General features: G+C 62.4%; 15 protein-coding genes and 2 tRNA genes. 5 read left to right on the forward strand and 12 right to left on the reverse strand.

Annotation, left to right across the window (positions count from 1 at the left end; translation table 11 throughout):
* Positions 1 to 8 precede the first annotated feature (8 nt).
* From RIN13_RS01070 to RIN13_RS01105, 8 genes are all read right to left on the reverse strand, one after another.
* Positions 9 to 1,625 (reverse strand): GTPase, encoded by a 1,617-nt coding sequence (locus RIN13_RS01070; RefSeq protein WP_309105469.1) that lies wholly within the window; start codon positions 1,623 to 1,625, stop codon positions 9 to 11.
* The gene (locus tag RIN13_RS01075; protein WP_309105505.1) at positions 1,622 to 3,397 is read right to left on the reverse strand and encodes a dynamin family protein; all 1,776 of its coding nucleotides are present in this window, start codon (positions 3,395 to 3,397) and stop codon (positions 1,622 to 1,624) included. Before RIN13_RS01075 ends, RIN13_RS01070 begins: the two co-directional genes overlap by 4 nt.
* Positions 3,398 to 3,571: 174 nt before the next feature.
* Positions 3,572 to 3,647 (reverse strand) — tRNA-Glu (locus RIN13_RS01080).
* A gap of 124 nt (positions 3,648 to 3,771) precedes the next feature.
* Positions 3,772 to 3,843 (reverse strand) — tRNA-Gln (locus RIN13_RS01085).
* Between the two features lie 362 nt (positions 3,844 to 4,205).
* Complete coding sequence (locus RIN13_RS01090) at positions 4,206 to 4,934, reverse strand: HAD family hydrolase (RefSeq protein WP_309105470.1); 729 nt, start codon at positions 4,932 to 4,934, stop codon at positions 4,206 to 4,208.
* Positions 4,934 to 6,457, reverse strand: coding sequence for a glutamate--tRNA ligase (gltX, locus tag RIN13_RS01095; RefSeq protein ID WP_309105471.1), 1,524 nt, complete (start codon positions 6,455 to 6,457; stop codon positions 4,934 to 4,936). The genes RIN13_RS01090 and gltX overlap by 1 nt, the downstream gene beginning before the upstream one ends.
* A 96-nt stretch (positions 6,458 to 6,553) precedes the next feature.
* A complete protein-coding gene (locus tag RIN13_RS01100; RefSeq protein WP_309105472.1) occupies positions 6,554 to 7,330 on the reverse strand; it encodes a fumarylacetoacetate hydrolase family protein in 777 nt (258 codons plus the stop codon).
* Positions 7,331 to 7,368: 38 nt separating this feature from the next.
* Positions 7,369 to 8,148, reverse strand: a complete 780-nt coding sequence (locus RIN13_RS01105) for an MBL fold metallo-hydrolase (RefSeq protein WP_375164639.1) — start codon at positions 8,146 to 8,148, stop codon at positions 7,369 to 7,371.
* A 141-nt stretch (positions 8,149 to 8,289) separates the two neighbouring features.
* On the opposite strand from RIN13_RS01105, the gene RIN13_RS01110 reads away from it, so the two are divergent.
* A complete protein-coding gene (locus RIN13_RS01110; protein ID WP_309105474.1) occupies positions 8,290 to 8,883 on the forward strand; it encodes a hypothetical protein in 594 nt (197 codons plus the stop codon).
* Between the two features lie 140 nt (positions 8,884 to 9,023).
* On the opposite strand, the gene RIN13_RS01115 is transcribed toward RIN13_RS01110, so the two are convergent.
* The 4 genes from RIN13_RS01115 to RIN13_RS01130 form a co-directional block, all read right to left on the reverse strand.
* Complete coding sequence (locus RIN13_RS01115; protein WP_309105475.1) at positions 9,024 to 10,136, reverse strand: branched-chain amino acid aminotransferase; 1,113 nt, start codon at positions 10,134 to 10,136, stop codon at positions 9,024 to 9,026.
* A gap of 109 nt (positions 10,137 to 10,245) precedes the next feature.
* Complete coding sequence (locus RIN13_RS01120; protein ID WP_309105476.1) at positions 10,246 to 11,298, reverse strand: 3-isopropylmalate dehydrogenase; 1,053 nt, start codon at positions 11,296 to 11,298, stop codon at positions 10,246 to 10,248.
* A 98-nt stretch (positions 11,299 to 11,396) separates the two neighbouring features.
* Positions 11,397 to 12,113: a sortase domain-bontaining protein gene (locus tag RIN13_RS01125; protein WP_309105477.1), complete on the reverse strand. Its 717-nt coding sequence runs from the start codon at positions 12,111 to 12,113 to the stop codon at positions 11,397 to 11,399.
* 159 nt (positions 12,114 to 12,272) lie between these two features.
* Entirely contained in the window at positions 12,273 to 13,196 is a 924-nt protein-coding gene (locus RIN13_RS01130; protein ID WP_309105478.1) for a hypothetical protein, read from the reverse strand.
* Between the two features lie 465 nt (positions 13,197 to 13,661).
* Here RIN13_RS01130 and RIN13_RS01135 point away from each other — a divergent pair, with 465 nt between their 5' ends.
* The 4 genes from RIN13_RS01135 (at position 13,662) to RIN13_RS01150 (ending at position 18,984) form a co-directional block, all read left to right on the forward strand.
* Positions 13,662 to 14,843 (forward strand): histidine kinase, encoded by a 1,182-nt coding sequence (locus RIN13_RS01135; protein WP_309105479.1) that lies wholly within the window; start codon positions 13,662 to 13,664, stop codon positions 14,841 to 14,843.
* 96 nt (positions 14,844 to 14,939) lie between these two features.
* Entirely contained in the window at positions 14,940 to 15,626 is a 687-nt protein-coding gene (locus tag RIN13_RS01140) for a response regulator transcription factor (protein WP_309105506.1), read from the forward strand.
* A 98-nt stretch (positions 15,627 to 15,724) separates the two neighbouring features.
* Positions 15,725 to 16,498 carry an ABC transporter ATP-binding protein gene (locus RIN13_RS01145; RefSeq protein WP_309105480.1) on the forward strand — a complete coding sequence of 258 codons (774 nt, stop codon included), beginning with the start codon at positions 15,725 to 15,727 and terminating at the stop codon, positions 16,496 to 16,498.
* A 2-nt stretch (positions 16,499 to 16,500) separates the two neighbouring features.
* Positions 16,501 to 18,984 carry an FtsX-like permease family protein gene (locus RIN13_RS01150; protein ID WP_309105481.1) on the forward strand — a complete coding sequence of 828 codons (2,484 nt, stop codon included), beginning with the start codon at positions 16,501 to 16,503 and terminating at the stop codon, positions 18,982 to 18,984.
* The last annotated feature ends 347 nt before the right edge of the window (positions 18,985 to 19,331 follow it).

The following is a 19,331-nucleotide window of genomic DNA, read 5'->3' on the forward strand; positions in this document are numbered from 1 at the left end:
GGCCGGCGTCACTTGGCGCGGGCGGCCTTGAGCGCGGCACTGAAGGATCGCAATCGGCTGATCTGCTCCTCCAAGGGCTCCACCACTCTCCGCTCAGCTACTGCGGTTACGGCAGTTTTCAGCCTCCTCCTTGCCGCAGCAGCGCGGACCCTGGCCGCAACAGCCCCTATGACCCTCCCGGTGATCGCAAGGAATATCCCCAGCACCACTCCACAAAGGATCATCAGCGTGGGCAACGGCCACCCTTCGACCCTGGGGGCCTGCGGAACCGGCAACTGCAAGTAGCCGAGGACCCCGAGGACACCCAGCCAGCCGAGTCCGCCAAGGACCGTCAGCAGCGCCAGCCACTGGACAAAGTTGAAGAGAGGCCACCACCAGGACTTTTTTCCGGCCGATAACTCCGTCCCGGCAACTGCCTGGTCGAGGGCATCTGGCAATTGGTCCCGGGCATCCCGGGCAGCACTGCGGATTGCCGCACGCCAAGGTCCCGGAGCGCCTTCGCTTGCGGCGTCGGCAAATTCGCGGACGGCAGCGTCCGTCCTTGCACGTTCGGGAGCTCCAGCCGGCGGCAGCGACGTCCTGTTAACGGCCGACGGTTCATCCCTGCGCAGATTGAGCCTGCGCAATGGATCCGGACGGAGACGCACCAGCCAGCGCGTGACCGGCCAGCCCGTCCGTCGCGTGGATTCAATGGTGTACGACTTCGCGACGGCTTCCACCACGAGCGGAACATTTGCGGCGGACGCCAGCTCGTCAGCGAGGCGTGCCCGTGCCCCTGAAGACACTCCGGCGGCTTCCCCATCACCGGATTCCGCGGCCAGCCGGGAAGACTCACGCGTGACATCGGCAGCCAGTCGCTTGGACGATGCCTCGCGCTGCAACACCACGCGTCGGATCGCAGCCCTGACCTCATCAATGCCTTCCCCTGTAACCGCCGACGTGCCGAGTACCTGTACCCGTCCCAGTCCTTCACGGGCGAGGATTCCCTGCAGGGACTCCAGCACCGGATTAACCTCCGATTTTGGCAGCCTGTCAATCTGGTTCAGGACAACCAGGGTCACGGCTGCATGCGAGGCCAGAGGGGTCAGGAAATCGTTGTGGACGGCCGCGTCGGCGTATTTTTGCGGATCAAGTACCCAGACAAGGACATCCACCAGACCAACCATCCGCTGCACGATTTCACGGTTCGCAGCCCGGGTGGAGTCGAAGTCCGGAAGGTCAAGCAGGATCAACCCGGTTGTTTCATCGGCAAACCCCGGCAGAGCCGACGCATGGTGACGTTGGCTGACCTCGAGCCAGTCAAGGAGGGGTTCACTTCCCGGTACGCCCCAAACGCTCGCCAGGGGTTCTGACGTCGTTGGCCTCCGGGCAGCCGCCGTCGCAATTTCCGCTCCCCCGACAGCGTTGAAGAGCGAAGACTTTCCGCTGCCGGTTGCTCCGAAAAATCCCACCACCGTGTGCTCGGCCGAGAGCGAGCGACGCGAACTTGCCCGTTCCAGCACTTCGAAGACGGCATTCAGCGATTCGTCGGATAAGACGCCCTCCGCCAGTTCGCGGGCGTCATTCAGGGCCTCCAGCCTGCGGTAAAGTTCTGAAGCTTCCCGGGCTGCACCGTGACGGCTCATGCGGCGGCCGCAAGCGTCTCAAGTGCTTTCGCACGGGCCTGCAATGTCTGGGGGGACACGCCGCTGTCGCTCTCGAGCCGTACCAGGAACCTCTGCTGCTCGGCCCGAAGCAGCTTTTCGCAGCGCACGTGCAGGTCCTCCCGGGCCGTCCGTGCAAGGCGCCTCACGGCGTCCTCACCGAAAACAGCTTCCAGCAGTTTTTGCCCGACGACGGCGGTACCGCCGGCAACTCCGATCTCCAGGCCCGTCAGGCCGGCAGTCATGGAAAACACAACAATCATCAGAGCCGCCCCGAGCCCATTCACGCCAATGGAAAGCCACCGGGCCTGGGTGCGCCTTCCCTGGCCCTCGGTCCTGATCAGTTCCATCAGCCCGCCCTGCCAGTCCCGGATCTCAGCGGCCACCTTGTTTCCGAAACCCGGACTCGTGCCGCTCAGGTCATCGGTTCCCAGCAATTGTCGGCCAGCCGGGTCAGAGCGCCAGCGCCGGTCTGAATCTTCGGCAGCATTGGCCGCTTCGTCCAAGATCACGGCTTGAAGACCAGTTTCGATTGCGGTCTCCACCTTGACTGCCGGGGGCGGCTCACCGCGAAAGTAGGCACCGATCCTGTCGCGGGCGCGGCCAATGTTCTGTTCAAGTGTCCGGAAGAACTCCCCCGTGCCAACAAAGTCCTGCCAGCGCGCAAGCACCTCGCCCCTGAGCAAGGCTCCGTCCCGGGTGGATTCAAGAATCCTGGCAACGGCGTCGGTGTAGGCGTCCCGTACGTCGTCCGCCAGAACCTCCGCCGCCCGCTGTTGATCATCCACGGCCTTGCCTGCGCCGGCAACGCGCACCGCCAGTCCTTTGACAGTTCCGTTGAGAGTCCTACGTGCAATATCTGCCCTCCCTACAGCATCTGCTGCCAGGTCGCGCAGCCAATTCCTGATGGGCTCTACGGTCGCTCGCGGCAGCATCCCGAGACTTTCCAATTCCACTTCCGGAACAATGAAGAGCCTGGCTTCGCCCAATCCTTCGCGCTGGAGCATGGCCCGGAGGTCGGTGCTGACCTCCGTCTCGGCTGAAGGCGGGACCCTGTCCAGGACCACAGCCACCAGAATGTCCCGTGAGGCGGCATCAAGGAGGAGTTTCCACGGCACCGCGTCTGCGTAGCGGTTGGCCGTGGTAACAAAGATCCAGAGATCCGCTGCGGCGAGCAGTTGACCTGCCAGGTGGCGGTTCGCGTCTGAGATGGAGTCGACGTCGGGAGCGTCAAGTACCGCTATACCCTCCGGCACCGAGGGATCACCCACCAGAACGAGGGACGAAACCGGCCCCGCCTCCGGAATCTGGTCTGCGTGGCCCACCTCACTTGTCTGGAGGGGTGCGGGGAGGACTGTGCCTCGGAGCCTGCTCAGGTTCGGCAGGACGCGTTGGCCTTCAAACCACTCGGCGTCAGCGGGATGGTGCAGCAGAATGGGCTGGCGCGTCGTGGGACGAATGGCGCCCGCGCGGGTAACGGGGTGACCCACCAGCGCGTTGACCAGGGTTGATTTCCCGGCACCTGTGGAGCCGCCCACTACGGCAAGCAGCGGCGCGTCCAGGCTGCGATACCGCGGCAGAATGTAATCCTCAAGCTGGGCAAGAGAATACCGGATATCCATTCGCGCCTCGTCCGCGCCGGCGAGGGCGAGGGGCAGCGTCACGGCTGACAGGTCCTCGTGAACGACTTCAAGGAGTTCAATCGCCGCGGCCGTCCGTTGGGCCGGTGTCGGGCTCCCGGCAGGACCGGTCATTTCATTGGAGGTCACATCAACATCATGCCAGCCTTGGAAACGATTTCCGATGAGCCTGATGCAAGTGAAATACGCGTTTTCGCGCGTGATGCAGGGCACCATGCCGTAGCCGGTGACTTCGGGACCTGGATACAAAGACCAGGGGCCGGAAACCCGTAAGTTTCCGGCCCCTTGTGGTGACCCCAGCGGGATTCGAACCCGCGTTACCGCCGTGAGAGGGCAGCGTACTAGGCCGCTATACGATGGGGCCTTGTACTTCCTTGGCATTTCTGCCTCGCGCACCGAAAGATTGTTTCATACTTTCCGTGAGCGTTTCAAATCGGTAAAACCGGTTTGAAGTTCTGAAATTCCGCTTTTCCAGTGATATTTCAGAGCTGGGATACCAGGACTCGAACCTAGAATGACGGTACCAGAAACCGTAGTGTTGCCAATTACACCATATCCCAATGGAACTTTCGGGCTGGATCTGCGGGTCAAAACCCGCGCTCCCAGCGCCTCAGCACGAGTAATTACTTTACCCGAGAGTTTTGGCTCGCACAAATCGGCTCCAGCGACGCAACCGGCCCGGGCCATGGAAAGCGGGATCGTTGTTGGCTCCGCACTTCGCTGAGCCTCTCGGCCCCGACTCTGTGGCACGGATGAGTCCTCTCGATGGATTCACCGGGAAGCGGCTGTGCGCCCTCTCGCCGTCGAGCGCCTTAGACTCTTCCGGAACCGCCGCGGCACTCGCCCTGGTCGCCATTCTCTGTGTCGGCTCGCTCGCTGCCTTTCTGATTCTGAGGAAACAGAAAAAGGCCGAAGGAGCGGACTAGGCCAGCAGTTCAGCGAGGGTGCTGACTTCCCTGCCGGTGAATTGCTTGGTCGGCTGTCCGGTTCTATTGAGCCACACTCCCAGCAGGCCGGCCGCGGTTGCTCCTTCTGCATCAAGCAAAGGATTATCGCCCACGAACAGTGTTTCCGCGGCGGGAATTCCCAGAAGCCGGACGCCCTCCAGGTAGATCGCAGGATCGGGCTTCGGGACTCCCACGGTGTCCGTGCCGACCAGCAACCGGATACGTTGCAGCCCTGCGTTGTCCAGCTTTGCCCTTTGATAGTCATGAACGTTGTTGCTGACGGCTCCATAGGGAATCCCGGCGGCATCGAGTGCGTCAAGGACGGGTTCGACGTCGGCAAAAGCCCGGACGTAACCTGGCTGGATCCGGGCATAGGAGGTGAGCCAGTTGCGGGCTTCCTCCCCTTCCCCCAGATCCACCCCGAAATGTCCTAAGGCAGCCCGTCCCCGCAGAAGCCTCTGCTCGTTAAACGTCAGTTCGCCCGCCAGATAACGGTCGAAAAAATGGGTTGTCTCATGGGTGAAGATCTTGCCGAACCTCTCCCACCCGGCGTGATCCAGCCCGGGCAGGAGGTGCTCACTGACATCACGGAGGGCAGTGGTCATGGAAAACTCGAGATCAACCAGGGTGTCATCAATATCAAACAGGACCCCCTTTACTGCTCCGAATTCCGTGTGCAAGGCCCCTCCTGCTGGATGATTCATCAGCCGCGGAAGGCGTGCAGGCGCTTCAGCGAAGACTCCTTGCCCAGAATCACCATGGATTCGAACAGAGGCGGCGAAATGCGCCTGCCGGATACCGCGGTTCGCACGGGACCGAAAGCGAGCCGGGGTTTAATCCCCATCCCTTCGACCAGGGCTTCCTTCAAGGCAATCTGGATATTCTCAGCGGTCCAGTCCGTGACGGGTTCGAGCGCAGCTATGGCGGCATCCAGCACCTCAGTGAGGTTCTGCGGCAGTCCCTTCCGGGCGTCGTCCGCAACGTCGATCGCGTCGTCGTTCTTGAAAAGGAAGGCCAGCATCTCAGGGGCTTCTCCCAGCAGGGCAATCCGCTCCTGGATCAGCGGTGCCGCCTCGCTGAGAACCTCCTCCTCACGGACAGTAAGGGTTTCGCCCACAAGGCCCGCCGAGCGGAGGTACGGAACCAGGCGGTTCCGGAAGTCCTCGGCGTCCAACATGCGCACGTGGGTGCCGTTGATGGCCTCGGCCTTCTTGATGTCGAACCGCGCCGGGTTTGCCAGAACATCGTGAACATCAAAGTGTTCAATGAGCTGATCGACGGTGAAAATGTCCTCGTCCGCGGACAGGCTCCAGCCCAGGAGGGAAAGGTAGTTCAGGAGTCCCTCGGGGATGAAGCCGCGGTCACGGAGCAGGAAAAGGTTGGACTGCGGATCGCGCTTGGAGAGCTTCTTGTTGCCCTCACCCATGACGTACGGCAGGTGGCCGAACTCGGGAAGGTACTGGGCGACGCCGAGCTTGATGAGTGCGTTGATCATTACCACCTGGCGGGGCGTTGAGGACAGCAGGTCCTCTCCGCGCAGCACGTGGGTGATACCCATGAGGGCATCATCCACGGGGTTAACCAGCGTGTAGAGCGGTGAGCCGTCTGCCCGGACGATTACATAGTCCGGGATGCTCCCTGCCTTAAAGGTGATCTCGCCCCGAACCAGGTCCGTAAACGTCACGTCCTCGTCCGGCATGCGCATGCGCAGCACAGGCTGGCGGCCTTCGGATTTGAAGGCTGCAATCTGCTCCTGTGTAAGCTCACGGTCAAAGTTGTCATAACCCAGCTTGGGGTCGCGGCCCGCTGCCCGGTGGCGTGCTTCGACCTCCTCCGGGGAGGAGTAGCACTCGTACGCGTGGCCGTCCTCAATGAGCCGGGAGACGACGTCCTTGTAGAGGTCAAGCCGCTGTGACTGGCGGTAGGGCTCGTGCGGCCCCCCGACCTCAACGCCTTCTTCCCAGGTGATGCCAAGCCACTTCAGCGCCTCAAGCAGCTGCTGGTAGCTCTCCTCGGAATCGCGCGCTGCATCCGTGTCCTCAATTCTGAAGACGAAGGTGCCCTTGGTGTGCTTGGCGTAGGCCCAATTGAACAAGGCTGTACGGATGAGCCCGACGTGGGGCGTACCGGTGGGTGAAGGGCAGAAGCGGACGCGGACCTTGGAAGCGGAACCGGTGGGGGCGGCGGCAGCGTCGAGGGCGTCGTTGGGCACGGAAGGAGTAGTCATAGTGCGTCCAACTTTACCGTCCCTGCGGGGGACGTCGTCCGCGACGCGGGGAGCACCCCCCCCGGTTGGGCTCTCTCAGCGGCTCCGCCGCATCAGTCAGCGGCGGACTATCGGGTTGGAGAGGCGGCCGATGCCCTCAATCTCGACTTCGTAGCGGTCGCCCGCCTGGACCAGGCCTACGCCGGCAGGAGTGCCGGTCATGATGACGTCACCGGGCAGTAGAGTAAAGGCCTGCGACACGATCGAGACGAGCTCGCGGACCCCGCGGATCATCTGGCTGGTGCTGCCGTCCTGACGCAGTTCACCATTAAGCCTGCCCTGGATGGAAAGGTCTTCGGTGTCCAGTTCGGTTTCGATCCAGGGACCCAAGGGCGCAGACGTGTCAAAGCCCTTGGCCCTGGCCCACTGCAGGTCCGTTTTCTGGACATCCCTCGCAGTGAGATCGTTCCCGCAGGTGTATCCAAAGATGACGTCGTCCACCCGCTCCTCGGGGACGTCCTTGCAGATCCGTCCGATAACGACGCAGAGTTCAGCCTCGAAAGATACTTCATCCGAGAACTCAGGCAGCACTACTGGGTCATTGGGACCGATCACCGACGTGTTGGGCTTCAAGAAGAGAAGCGGATGAGCAGGGACCTCGTTGCCGAGCTCGCGGGCATGTTCCACGAAGTTGCGGCCTACGCCAATAACTTTGCTCCGCGGAATGATGGGGGCGAGGAGACGGACATCCTCCAGCTTGTGCCTGACGGCCGTGCGCTCCACTCCATGGAAGAAGGGATCGCCGTTGATAACGGTGATCTCCTCGCTTCCAGGCTGGCCTTCAACAACGCCGTAGACGGGATCAGAATCAACAACAAACCGGGCGATACGCATGGTTTCCAGCCTACCGTCTCCGGCCACCGCGCCCGCGCTCAGCCGTGGCCAGCGGACCCACGGAGGTAGTCGAGCTGGGCTGCAACTGACATTTCAGCCGCCCTCCGCACTGAAGGTCCGACGTCGGAATACACCAGATCCGCAACCTCGCCGACCGAGGCATCGAGGCCCAGCCGGTCCAGTGCTTCCCGAATCTGACCCAACCGTTCCTGACGGTGGTCGCGATAGGCGGTGACGATCGCCTCCAGGGAAGGCAGCACGGGACCGTGGGCAGGCAGCACCGTCGCGGCCCCAAGCGCCTCAAGCCGGTCCAGTGACTTCAGGTAATCTCCGAGTCTCCCGTCTGGATAGTCCAGCATGGTGGTGCCACGGCCCAGGATGGTGTCGCCGGTCAGGACAGAGCCGCGCGGGCCATCGTCGGGGAGGTGGAAGCAGACAGAATCCGAGGTATGGCCGGGGGTGGCCAGGACCAGGACTGTCAGCCCGGCTGCCGCAACGGAATCGCCATCCTGCAGCGGCGTGCCGCCCCCATGGCAGTGGGCGGAGTCAGCAGCACGCACGGGGGCACCCGTCAACTCATGCAGCCGGGCCGAGCCCGCTGTGTGGTCAGCGTGGCGGTGGGTGACGAGGATGAGTTCCACGCCGCCGGCCCTGGCAAGAGCTTGGAGGTGGGCCTCGTCCAGTGGCCCCGGGTCCACCACAATGGCGGCCGGACTGCCGGAAGCACGCAATATGTAAGAGTTGGTGCCCTCCAGGCTCATTGGCCCGGGATTGGGGGCCAGGATGAACTGCGTCAGGGCTGAGCTGCGGTGCATCATGGAGCCGGAAGCCGAAGTCACTATCCCATCTTTGCATCGACTCCGGCATAGCCACCGTCTTCTGGGCCGGAATAGACACCAAGCGGCCCGGGTTGATCTCCAGTGAAGATCATCTCCACCAGAAAGCCGGAATCAGCCATCATGAGCACTACCACGCTTGCAGAACTCCTCGCCGAAGCTGATGCTGCCGGCCACGACCATGCCGCAACGGAGAAGAGCAGCGGACTCCAGCACATCCACAACCACGCAACGGGCAGCATTGTCTGGTTTCCCACATGGAAGAAGTTCCGCCAGACCGCCGACTGGGCCGAGGCGGTGGACGGGGTGACCGAGGAACTGAAGTCAGGCTCCGGATCCCGGGAAGAATGGGCGGCCAAATACCTGGCGGACGACCTTGCCTTGCTCATGAAACGAGCCGCGGCTTCCAGCGACGTTCATATTTTTGTCCAGGAGAACCTCACGCAGCACCTGACCCGGACCTGGGCTGTGGCAGATGCCGTCGCCAAGGCGACGGGGACGGATCTGCCCAATGGCAGCACCACGCCGTCCATCTTTGCCGACTACCCCTATGAGGTTTACGCGCAGGACGGCGGCGTCTTTGCGACCACGCTCTGGAACGACGTCATCGACGCCCGCCGCAACCAAGCCCTGGCGGATGAAGCGGCCCGGAAGGCTCTGAAGCCGGTCTCGCGCAAGGCATTGAAGAACGCTGCCCGGAAGGCCGCTCGGCGCTGACGCCCAAGGCCAGCCTCGCGTCCGGCGCGAATTAAGTCGGCAGGGATTAAAAGGTCGACGCCGGCTGCCCGGCACTGTGTTGGCGTTACTGCAGTGCCGGCCACCCGCCGTCGTACTTCTTTTCGTGCGTAGAGCCGCTGCTAGGCCAGCCGGGTGAGCCAGCCGTGCGTGTCCGCGACCGTTCCGGTCTGGATGCCCAAAAGCTTCTCGCGGATAGCCATGGTGGTCTTCCCCGCCGTCGCTTCTTCAGACCCGATGAACTCAGTAGCATCCTTCAGAACACCGATCGGAGTAATGACGGCGGCTGTGCCGCAGGCAAAGACTTCGGTGATCTCGCCTGAAGCCACGCCGTCGCGCCATTCGTCGAGGGTAATCTTGCGTTCGCTGACTTGGCGGCCCATGTCCTTGGCCACCTGGATGACGGACATCCGGGTGATGCCTTCCAGGATGGTGCCGGTGAGGGCCGGTGTCACCAGGGAACCGTCCTTCAGAACGAAGAACACGTTCATGCCGCCCAGTTCCTCAACAGCGTTGTCATTGAACTGGTCGAGGAAGAGGACCTGCTTGCAGCCATGCGCTTCGGCTTCTTGTTGGGCGATCAGGGACGCCGCGTAGTTGCCACCGCATTTGGCGTCCCCTGTGCCGCCACGGCCTGCGCGTGCGTACTCGCGCGAGATCCAGATGGAGACGGGCTTGAGTTCGCCGCCGAAGTAGTTTCCTGCAGGTGAGGCAATGACCCTGAAGGACACTTCGCGGGCAGCCCGCACTCCCAGGAAGGCTTCAGTGGCGATCATGAAGGGGCGCAGGTAGAGGGCTTCGCCGTCGCCGGAAGGTACCCATTCCTTGTCCGCCGCCACGAGCTCGCGGATTGCGCCAAGGAAGTACTCCTCCGGAAGTTCCGGGAGTGCCAGCCGTCGGGCGGACTTGTTCAGGCGTGCTGCATTCGCCTCAGGCCGGAAGGTCCAGATGGAGCCATCGGCGTGGCGGTAGGCCTTAAGGCCTTCGAAGATTTCCTGGCCGTAGTGGAAGACGGCGGCGGAGGGGTCCAGGATAATTGGCCCGTAAGCCTCCACACGGGGGCTGTGCCAGCCGCCCTTCCCCTCGGCGTCGACGCTGTAGTCGACGACGGCGGTGTGGTCGGTAAAGAAGTTGCCAAATCCTGGGTTCGCCAGGACGGCTGCACGCTCTTCAGCTGACTTCGGGGTTGCCGAAAGTTGCTGGGTGAATTCGACGCCATGGGCAGTCTGAGTCATGTTTCCTCCACGGTTGGCTGCCTGATGGTGAACGTGGTTCAGCCTCGGACCACGGCAGCGGTTTGGTGATTCGAAACTAGCTTACGCCTGCTGGCCGGACGGGCCGGACCTACAGGGCGGCTGCGATTGCGTCGCCGATAGCGGAGGTACTGCGGGCTCCGCCGTCGCGGCTTTCGACGTCGGCAACTACTGCCGCTTCGACCTTCCGTGCCGCCTCGGAGTAGCCGAGGTGGTCCAGCAGGAGCGCCGCAGACAGGATGGCCGCCGTCGGGTCTGCCTTTTGCTGTCCCGCGATATCCGGTGCAGAGCCATGAACGGGTTCGAACATGGAAGGCGCTGTGCGTTCCATGTTGAGATTGCCCGAAGCTGCGAGACCAATGCCGCCTGTCACGGCCGCCGCCAGGTCGGTGAGGATGTCTCCAAAGAGGTTATCCGTGACGATGACATCAAAGCGGGCAGGGTCGGTGACCATGAAAATCGTGGCGGCATCCACGTGCAGGTAATCGTGGCTGACCTCGGGGAACTCCTGGGCGACAGCTTCGACGGTGCGCTTCCACAAGTGACCGGCGTACACCAGGACGTTGTGCTTGTGGACCAGGGTGACCTTCTTGCGCGGACGCTCGCTCGCCCGGCGGAACGCATCGCGGACGACTCGTTCCACTCCATGGGCTGTGTTAAGCGAAACCTCAGTAGCCACCTCGTGGGGCGTTCCACCACGGAGGGTGCCACCGTTTCCTACGTAAGGGCCCTCGGTCCCCTCACGGACCACGACGAAATCAACAACTCCCGGGTTGGCGAGCGGACTTCCCACTCCCCCATACAGCTTGGAGGGCCGCAGGTTGACGAAGTGGTCGAGGCTGAACCTCAGCTTGAGCAGCATTTCGCGTTCTATGAGACCGGACGGAATCCTGGTGTCCCCCGGCGCTGCTCCCACTGCGCCGAAAAGGATGGCATCCCGCGTTCTCAGATCCTCGAGGACCTTATCCGGAAGAGTTTCGCCGCTCTCCAGCCAGTGCTGTGCGCCCAGTCTGTAGTGGGTCTGCTTAATGGCGACGCCTTCGGCGGCCGCCACCTTCTCCAGGACCTTCAGGGCTTCGGCAATGACCTCAGGGCCGATGCCATCGCCGGGAATGACAGCAAGATCGATGGTGGATGCGCTCATGTTTTCAGGGTAGCCAAACCATCCACATGATGGTCAAGTTGTCTCAAGATGCGAACAGGGGCACTTGACTTTCGTCGGCATTCCTCATCCAGGCAGGGCTATGCGGCTGCAACCGGCGAGGCGACCACCACAACATTCCTGCCCCAAGGATCTTCTGAGTAACAACTGACCAAGACCAGGCGGTTGGGCACCACGGCCCATATCGGACTGTCTTTGAGCGCGGACTTCGAGTATGTCGCCACCGACTCCACCCGATAAGTAATAACGCCTGTTGCCGTGGTCACCGTTAGTTCATCACCTTCATGTGCAGCCGAACTTAAGTGGTTGAACGGGGCGTCCCGGTCCAGCCAACTGTGACCGACGATGTACGTTGTGTCGGCCGACCCTTCGCCCGGCAAACCGAAAGGAGTCAGCCAGTACCCTTCCACTGTCACAGGTGGTTCAATGCTCTGGCTGTCAGCATGGGGCTCCAGGGCGTGGACCACCACGTCCATCTCTGCTTTCGGGTACGTGACGCGCAGGGGTGCTGACGAAGCCGGGAGCGACGCGGCTCCCTGCTCGGGCACTGGGGCCACCCCAGGTCCAGCCGGCGACGGCATGTCCGGCGTTGGAGTGGCGGGGGCCGATGCAGGCGGTTCCTGGGTTCCCAGGGTGACAGAAGGTTCTTGCGCCTCACTGCTTACTGATGCGCTGGCGGTTCGAGAAGGGACACCGGTAATAAGGTCGTCGCTGTTTGCACTGCCATAGGCTCCACCCGTTCCGTGGGCAAGCCAGGCGGTCAGGAGGCCTACGGCGCAGATGGCAAGGATGAGCATATCCCTGCCCCTGAGAAGCAGGCCGCGCCCAACGGCTCTCCGACTCTGCCGGGTCCTGCGTTGATTTGCCATCGGGCACTCCTGTGATCCGGAAGTGGAACGGCGGGTGCCACGAATACTTTTCGTGGCACCCGCCGTCGCTGTCTGCTTGGGTTCTGCCTAGCTGTGAGCTCCCCTGGTCCTGGCTCCGCTCCTCCAGAGCACAAGCGCTGCCACAGTGGCCAAGAGGCCCGTCACGCCGGTGAGCCACGTGGGGATGCCCGCCACGGTCTTGCCTCCGGCAGCTGTCTGGACGTTGTAGCCGCGCTTGCTCACGGAGTCAGCGGCCGCAGTCGTAGCTGTGCCCCCGCCAGCTGGAGTAGTCGTCACCGTCACCGTTGGCGCCACGGTGGGCTCAACTGTTGGTTCCACGGTGGGTTCCACGGTTGGCTCAACTGTGGGTTCGACTGTCGGTTCAACGGTTGGCTGCACTGTTGGCTCGACTGTCGGTTCAACGGTCGGTTCGACCGTTGGCTCGACTGTTGGTTCAACGGTCGGTTCGACCGTTGGCTCCACTGTTGGCTCGACCGTTGGCTCGACTGTCGGTTCAACGGTCGGTTCGACCGTTGGCTCCACTGTTGGCTCGACCGTTGGCTCGACTGTCGGTTCAACGGTTGGCTCGACCGTCGGTTCGACTGTTGGCTCGACTGTCGGCTCGACCGTTGGTTCGACCGTTGGCTCCACTGTTGGCTCGACTGTTGGCTCGACTGTCGGCTCGACCGTTGGTTCGACTGTTGGCTCGACCGTTGGTTTGACACACTTATTGGCCAACAGTGCAATGTTCGCCGGTGTCAGGTTCTGGCCGTTCGGCATAATGTCCCCGGAGTTTGCAGGGACAATGTCGTTGGTATCACCAACATGGGCGCTCAGCGCGTTCAGATTGATCGTCTCAAAGAGATACGGATTGTCTGCTGAACCCGTGGCGTGGCAGATACTGATCTTCTTCTCATCATTGGTGTTAGCCGGCGGAGCAGCGTTCGCAGCCACAGTTGCACCCATCAAGCCGAGGCCCAGCACCCCCAAGGTGGCAATAGTTCGTTTCATTTCGGTCCCTCCATACCAAATCCGATTCGAACCGACCAGACTTTGCGGAGTAACCGTCTTCGAGACCAGGAATGAATAAACTATTTGAGACCTCAAACAGCGAAATGAATAGTGACAGTTACTCCCCAGAAAGTGCCATCAGTTCGCTTTGCCTTTTCAGGCTAAATTTGTGCCTCTAAATAATCCCGAGTAGCAGGTACGCGTTAATTCGACGACTCCAGAGCCTCGAATACTTGGTTCGGGCCCGTGTCACTCAATTCCTGTACTTGCTTCTACTTGGAGAGACTCGCAAACCCTCCCTCACCTTCCGCAACCAAAACACAAACCCTCCCTCACCGCCGTCACGCACGTGAGGGAGCGTCGCCAGAAAACCCGCGAAACGTGAGGGAGCGTTCGGCTGGGAAAAACGGGAATCTCGGACCACGGTATGAGGCCCGAACGTAGCGAAGGAAATAGAGTTTCACAGTGGATAAACGTCACGCTCTTTATAGCTGGGTCCGGAACAACCCATTCAAAGTGGACCTCATTGCCACCGGGCTGCTTTTTCTGGCCTTCGGTCCTGTTTACCTGCTCGCGGACCGGCCACTGCTGTTTTTGTTGTCCTGCAGCCTTCTGGTCCCCTTGGCATGGCGCCGAATACGGCCCGTAGCGGCGGCCGGAGCGATCGTCGTCGTGTGCCTGGTGCAGTGGGCTTTCGCAGTGGAACCGGTGGTCGGACAGCTGGCCGTGCCGCTGGTCATCTATGCCGTGGCTGCTTACGGACCTGCCTGGGCAAGCCGGTCTGTACTGGCTCTCGGAGTGGTGGGTGGCGTCCTGCTCACCACCCGCTACTTCACCAGTCCTTCGGAATCCGGCATCCTGGGTTTGAGCATCGGAGTCCTCTATACGGTCCTGATCTGGATGCTTGTGGTTGTCAGCTGGACTCTCGGCGACCTTACGCGGGTGCGGCGGCTGCAATTGCAGGCTCTGGAGGACCGGACCCGCCGGCTGGAGATTGAACAGCATCAGGAACGGTTGCTGGCGGCGGCCGATGAGCGATCCCATATCGCGCGTGAAATGCACGACATCGTGGCCCACTCGCTTTCCGTAATCATCACCCAGGCCGACGGCGGTCGGTACGCCGCCGCTTCCGACCCAAGAATCGCTACGGAGACACTCAAGACGATTGCCTCCGCCGGACGCAGTTCGCTCAAAGAAATGCGCCGGCTGCTGGGCGTGCTCCGGAGCGACGAACAAGCGTCGACGCGGCCGCTCCCCGGGCTGGCCGATCTGGACGAACTTCTCCTGGGGTTCCGTGCTGCCGGCCTTCCCCTGAGATTCGAACAGAGCGGAACTCCCCGGCGGAATTTGCCCTCCGGCGCCGAACTCACGGCCTACCGAGTACTCCAGGAAGCCCTCACCAATGTACTCAAGCATGCGGGATCACAAGCCAAAGCAAACGCTTCAATGCAGTGGCAGTCATCAGGGCTCCGGCTGGAAGTGACCGACGACGGCCATGGAGCTGCTGCCGACACCGCCACCGGGGATGGCAACGGCCTGCACGGCATGGGCGAAAGGATCAGCCTCTACGATGGTTCACTGGAGGCCGGCCCGGCTGCCGGCGGCGGTTTCCGGGTCTCCGCGTTCATCCCCTACACAGAGGCATAGCCCATGACCAGAGAAATTCAGGAAAGTGTTCTTCCTGTGTCCGATTTCAACCAGGAAACGCTAACCGCGCCAGTGGCTGCACCGGATGTCATCAGGGTGGCCCTGGTGGATGACCAGCGGCTGGTCCGTTCGGGCTTCAGCATGCTGATCAATTCCCAGCCTGACCTGCAAGTGGTGGTTGAAGCCGGCAACGGGATCGAGGCCATCCAGGCACTCAACGCCACTGTGGCCGATGTGGTGCTCATGGATGTCAGGATGCCTGGAATGGATGGCATCGAAGCCACTGCCCGGCTCCTGGAGCAGGCAGCCGCCGCACCCGCAGGATCCAGAAGGGCTGACATCAAAATCGTCGTCCTGACGACATTTGACCTGGACGAATATGCCTTGGCTGCCATCCATGCCGGTGCCAGCGGCTTTCTCCTCAAAGACGCACCGCCCGAGGAACTGCTGAACGCCATCAGGACTGTGCACAGGGGAGATGCAGTGGTGGCACCTTCCACCACCCGGCGACTATTGGACCACGTCGCGCCGCTGCTTCGCACCCAGGGACCTGAGCAGGCTCGGCACAGCGCCGCCGTCGAGCGCCTCACTGCCCGCGAGCGCCAAGTCTTCGAACTCATTGCCCAGGGCCAGTCCAATCCCGAAATCGCTTCTGGACTTTTTCTGTCAGAAGCCACGGTCAAGACGCATGTGGGCCATATCCTGGCGAAACTGAACGCACGGGACCGGGTGCAGATTGTCGTCATAGCCTACGAGACCGGCGTGGTCACCCCCGGCGCATAATCACCGGCGGAGTCTCCTCCCCCGGTATGAGTAAGCCGGCGGATTGACCAGCCCTGGGCACGACGACATGAGCCACCTTCCCTCAATAGCGTGGAAGCATGACAACTCCCGTGCAACTCCCTCAAACCGGCAAAGACAGCACCACCGTCCAATCCGCCGTCGAAGCTTTCTCACTCTCGAAGGGCTACGGCCGCGCTGAAACCCGGGTGATGGCCCTCCGGGACGTCAGCGTAAGCTTTGAAACGGGCAGGTTCACCGCCATCATGGGCCCCTCCGGATCCGGAAAATCAACCCTCATGCATTGCCTCGCCGGGCTGGACACGGCGGATACCGGCAAGATTGTGGTGGGCGGTACCGAAATCACCGGGCTCAACGACAAGCAGCTCACCACCCTTCGCCGTGAACGCATCGGCTTCGTCTTCCAGGCCTTCAACCTGGTCCCCACTCTGACGGCGGAGCAGAACATTACTCTGCCGCTCGCCCTTGCCGGAGCCAAGAGTGACGCGGCGTGGTTCGCGGAAGTAGTGGCAACTCTCGGGCTGAAGGACCGGCTCTCCCATCGTCCGCACGAATTGTCCGGCGGGCAACAACAGCGGGTTGCGGTGGCCCGCGCGCTGCTGACCCGTCCTGACGTCATCTTCGGGGATGAGCCCACGGGCAACCTTGATTCGAAGTCGGGTGGGGAAGTCCTTGCGTTGCTTCGCCGCAGCAGCCAGCAGATGGGCCAGACAATCATCATGGTGACCCATGATCCGGTAGCGGCCAGCTACGCTGACAGGGTTGTGCTGATGAGCGACGGCGGCCTGGTAGGCGAACTGCGGAATCCCACCACTGAGAGCATCCTTGTTGCCCTTGGCAAGCTGGGGGCCTAGTCATGCTCCGTGTTGCACTCTCCCAACTCACCACGCATGCGAGGCGCTTTATCGCCGTCGGGCTCGCCGTGATGTTATCCGTTGCATTCCTCTCCACCACGCTTATGGTAAGCGCGAGCACCCAGGCGTCTCTCGGTTCCAGCCTGGGCGAGACGTACCGCAAGGCTGATCTCATTGCTTCACCTGGCACAGCTCCCCTTGCACAGGCAGCCATCGCATCCGTCAGCGGCCTTGCCGGAGTTTCGGCTGTCTACGGACAGCAAACAACCTTCACCGCGTTCGGCGTCGGACGTGAGGAAGTCTCCGGACGTATCCGGAATCTGGCCCCCGATGCCCTGGAACCGTCAATTCTGGAGAGCGGGCGCTACCCGCAGTCAGCGAGTGAGGTCGCGGTTGATGCCGACACCGTCAAACGCTACGGCCTGCAAACAGGCGGGCAACTCGTACTCAAAGCCGGCGACGATTCCACCACAGTGTCCCTGACTGTCTCCGGGGTCCTGGTTCCGAGCAACGATCCCTTCGCGTCCGCCCTTCCCCAGTTGTTGGCCCAGACACCTGCAGTCAGCACCCTTGCCGGTGACGCTCAAGGTCTGGAGTCGATCCAGGTTGTTCTGGCCGACGGCGACGGCGATGCAGCAACAAAGGGGCAGCTTGCGGCCGCGCTCGCAAAAGCGGGAGCGGGCGACGCCGTGCTGCGGACTGCAACGGAACAGGTCACGTATCAGGTGGCCCAGTTCAGTTCAGGAAAGGACGAGCTGACCGTGATCCTGCTGGCATTCGCGGGTGTGGCGCTGGTCGTGTCTGCCCTGGTTGTCAGTAACACCTTTGCCGTGTTGGTGGCCCAGCGCACCCGTGAGCTTGCTCTGCTGCGCTGCCTCGGTGCCGGCCGGTCCCAGATCCGCGGTTCAGTCCTGTTGGAGGCCCTGCTCGTTGGAGCGGTTTCTTCAGTGGCAGGAGTCCTCGCCGGTGCAGGTCTTATGTACGCGCTCATCGCATGGGCCAGGAGCCAGCCTGACATGGCTTTTGCCACCCTCGCTGTGCCACCGTCGGCCATCTTCACGGCGCTCGCTGTGGGAATGGTTCTGACCGTCCTCGCCGCCCTGGTTCCTGCGCGGGCAGCGACGGCTGTGGCTCCCCTCGCAGCCCTCCGCCCTGCTGACCCGGCAGCGTTGGGGAACCGCAAGGGCCGCCTTCGTCTCATCGGAGGATTGTTTGCGCTGCTGGGTGGTGCTGGGGCCCTGGGACTCGGAGCATCGAGCAATCAACTGCTGCTAGCGCTGGCCGGCGGGGCGTTGTCCTTTCTGGGAGTGCTGCTCTGCGCCACCCTGTTCGTGCCTCGACTCGTGGCGCTTGCAGGTCGGCTGGCTGCTCCTTCCGGTGTGCCCGGCCATCTCGCTGCCCGCAATGCCGTCAGGAACCCGGGACGGACATCAGTAACAGCGGCGGCGCTTCTGATCGGCGTGACTCTGGTGGCCTTGATGATGACCGGGGCATCGTCGGCCCGCATGGCCTTCGATCAGGTCCTGGCCCAGAACTACCCCGTGGATATGGCGGTACTGGCTTCCCCTGAGTCGCCAAAGAGCCATCTTGAAGCGGTCCGCACTATCGATGGAGTGAAAGCTGCTGCCCTGTTGCCCGAAGCGGGGACGGTCAAACTCGACGGCGCCGACGTCCCCGTGTACTCCCTGGCAGCCTCCCATGCCGGCGTGTTGCGGGATTCAACGTTGCGGCCGGAACCCGGCAAGATCTACCTTCCCGAGGGGTCACCCGCAACGGCTGTCACCATGATGACGGTGGGCGGAAACACTCTCCAGCTTGAACCCGTGGTGCTCAAGACCCGCAACATGGCACCGCTCGTCGACAGCGGCAGTTTGTCTTCGCTTCCAGATGCCTCCCTTCCGGGCGACTTGGCACACGGTCCCGTGTCGGGTGGGGGCGCGGCCCTGTGGCTGCTGTTGGATAAGGAGATCTCGGGTGATGCAATTCGTGACGTCCAGCAGTCCGTGGCAACAGCCCTGGGGGTACCGGCAGCGTCTGTCAGCGGAGCGGCGATTGAACGGGTGACCTTCAACGAGATCATTGATGTCCTGTTGCTGGTGGTCACAGGCCTGCTGGGCGTGGCAATAGTCATCGCCCTGATCGGCGTCGCAAACACCCTGTCCCTGTCCGTACTGGAACGCACTAGGGAAAATTCGCTCCTGCGTGCCCTTGGACTGACGCGCGGACAGCTTCGGGGAATGCTGGCCATCGAGGCAGCGCTGGTGGCCGGCGTTGCAGCCGTTCTGGGAACAGTCCTGGGGGTCGTCTATGGCTGGCTCGGTGCCAAGTCAGCCCTGGGCAGTGTGGCAGACGTGGTCCCGGCGGTCCCCTGGCTACAGCTTTTGGCTGTGTTTGGCGTTGCGATCGTCGCGGGATTGCTGGCCTCGGTCATGCCGGCACGCCGGGCCGCCAGGCTCTCCCCCGTGGAAGGACTCGCCGCCACCTAACCCCAAACGCTCCCTCACATCCTGCAGTAAAACGGCAAACGCTCCCTCACTTGTGTCACAAAAGTGAGGGAGCGTTCATCCAAAACCGACGAAACGTGAGGGAGCGTCCGCCCAAAACCGACGAAACGTGAGGGAACGTTCATCCAAAACCGACGAAACGTGAGGGAGCGTCCTACCAAAACCGACGAAACGTGAGGGAGCGTCCTACCCCTCGGCTGGTTCTTCGTACTTCGGAAACACCGGCGCCGGGGCGGGAAGGCCGGTACCGGGCACGATCGGCGTCGCGATGGCGGAGAACTCACGTGCTTCCCCTTCCGGCTGGCCGAGGGTATCCAGCAAAGCAGCTG

The sequence above is a fragment of the Arthrobacter sp. genome, assembly GCF_031179985.1.
Classification (GTDB): Bacteria; Actinomycetota; Actinomycetes; order Actinomycetales; family Micrococcaceae; genus Arthrobacter.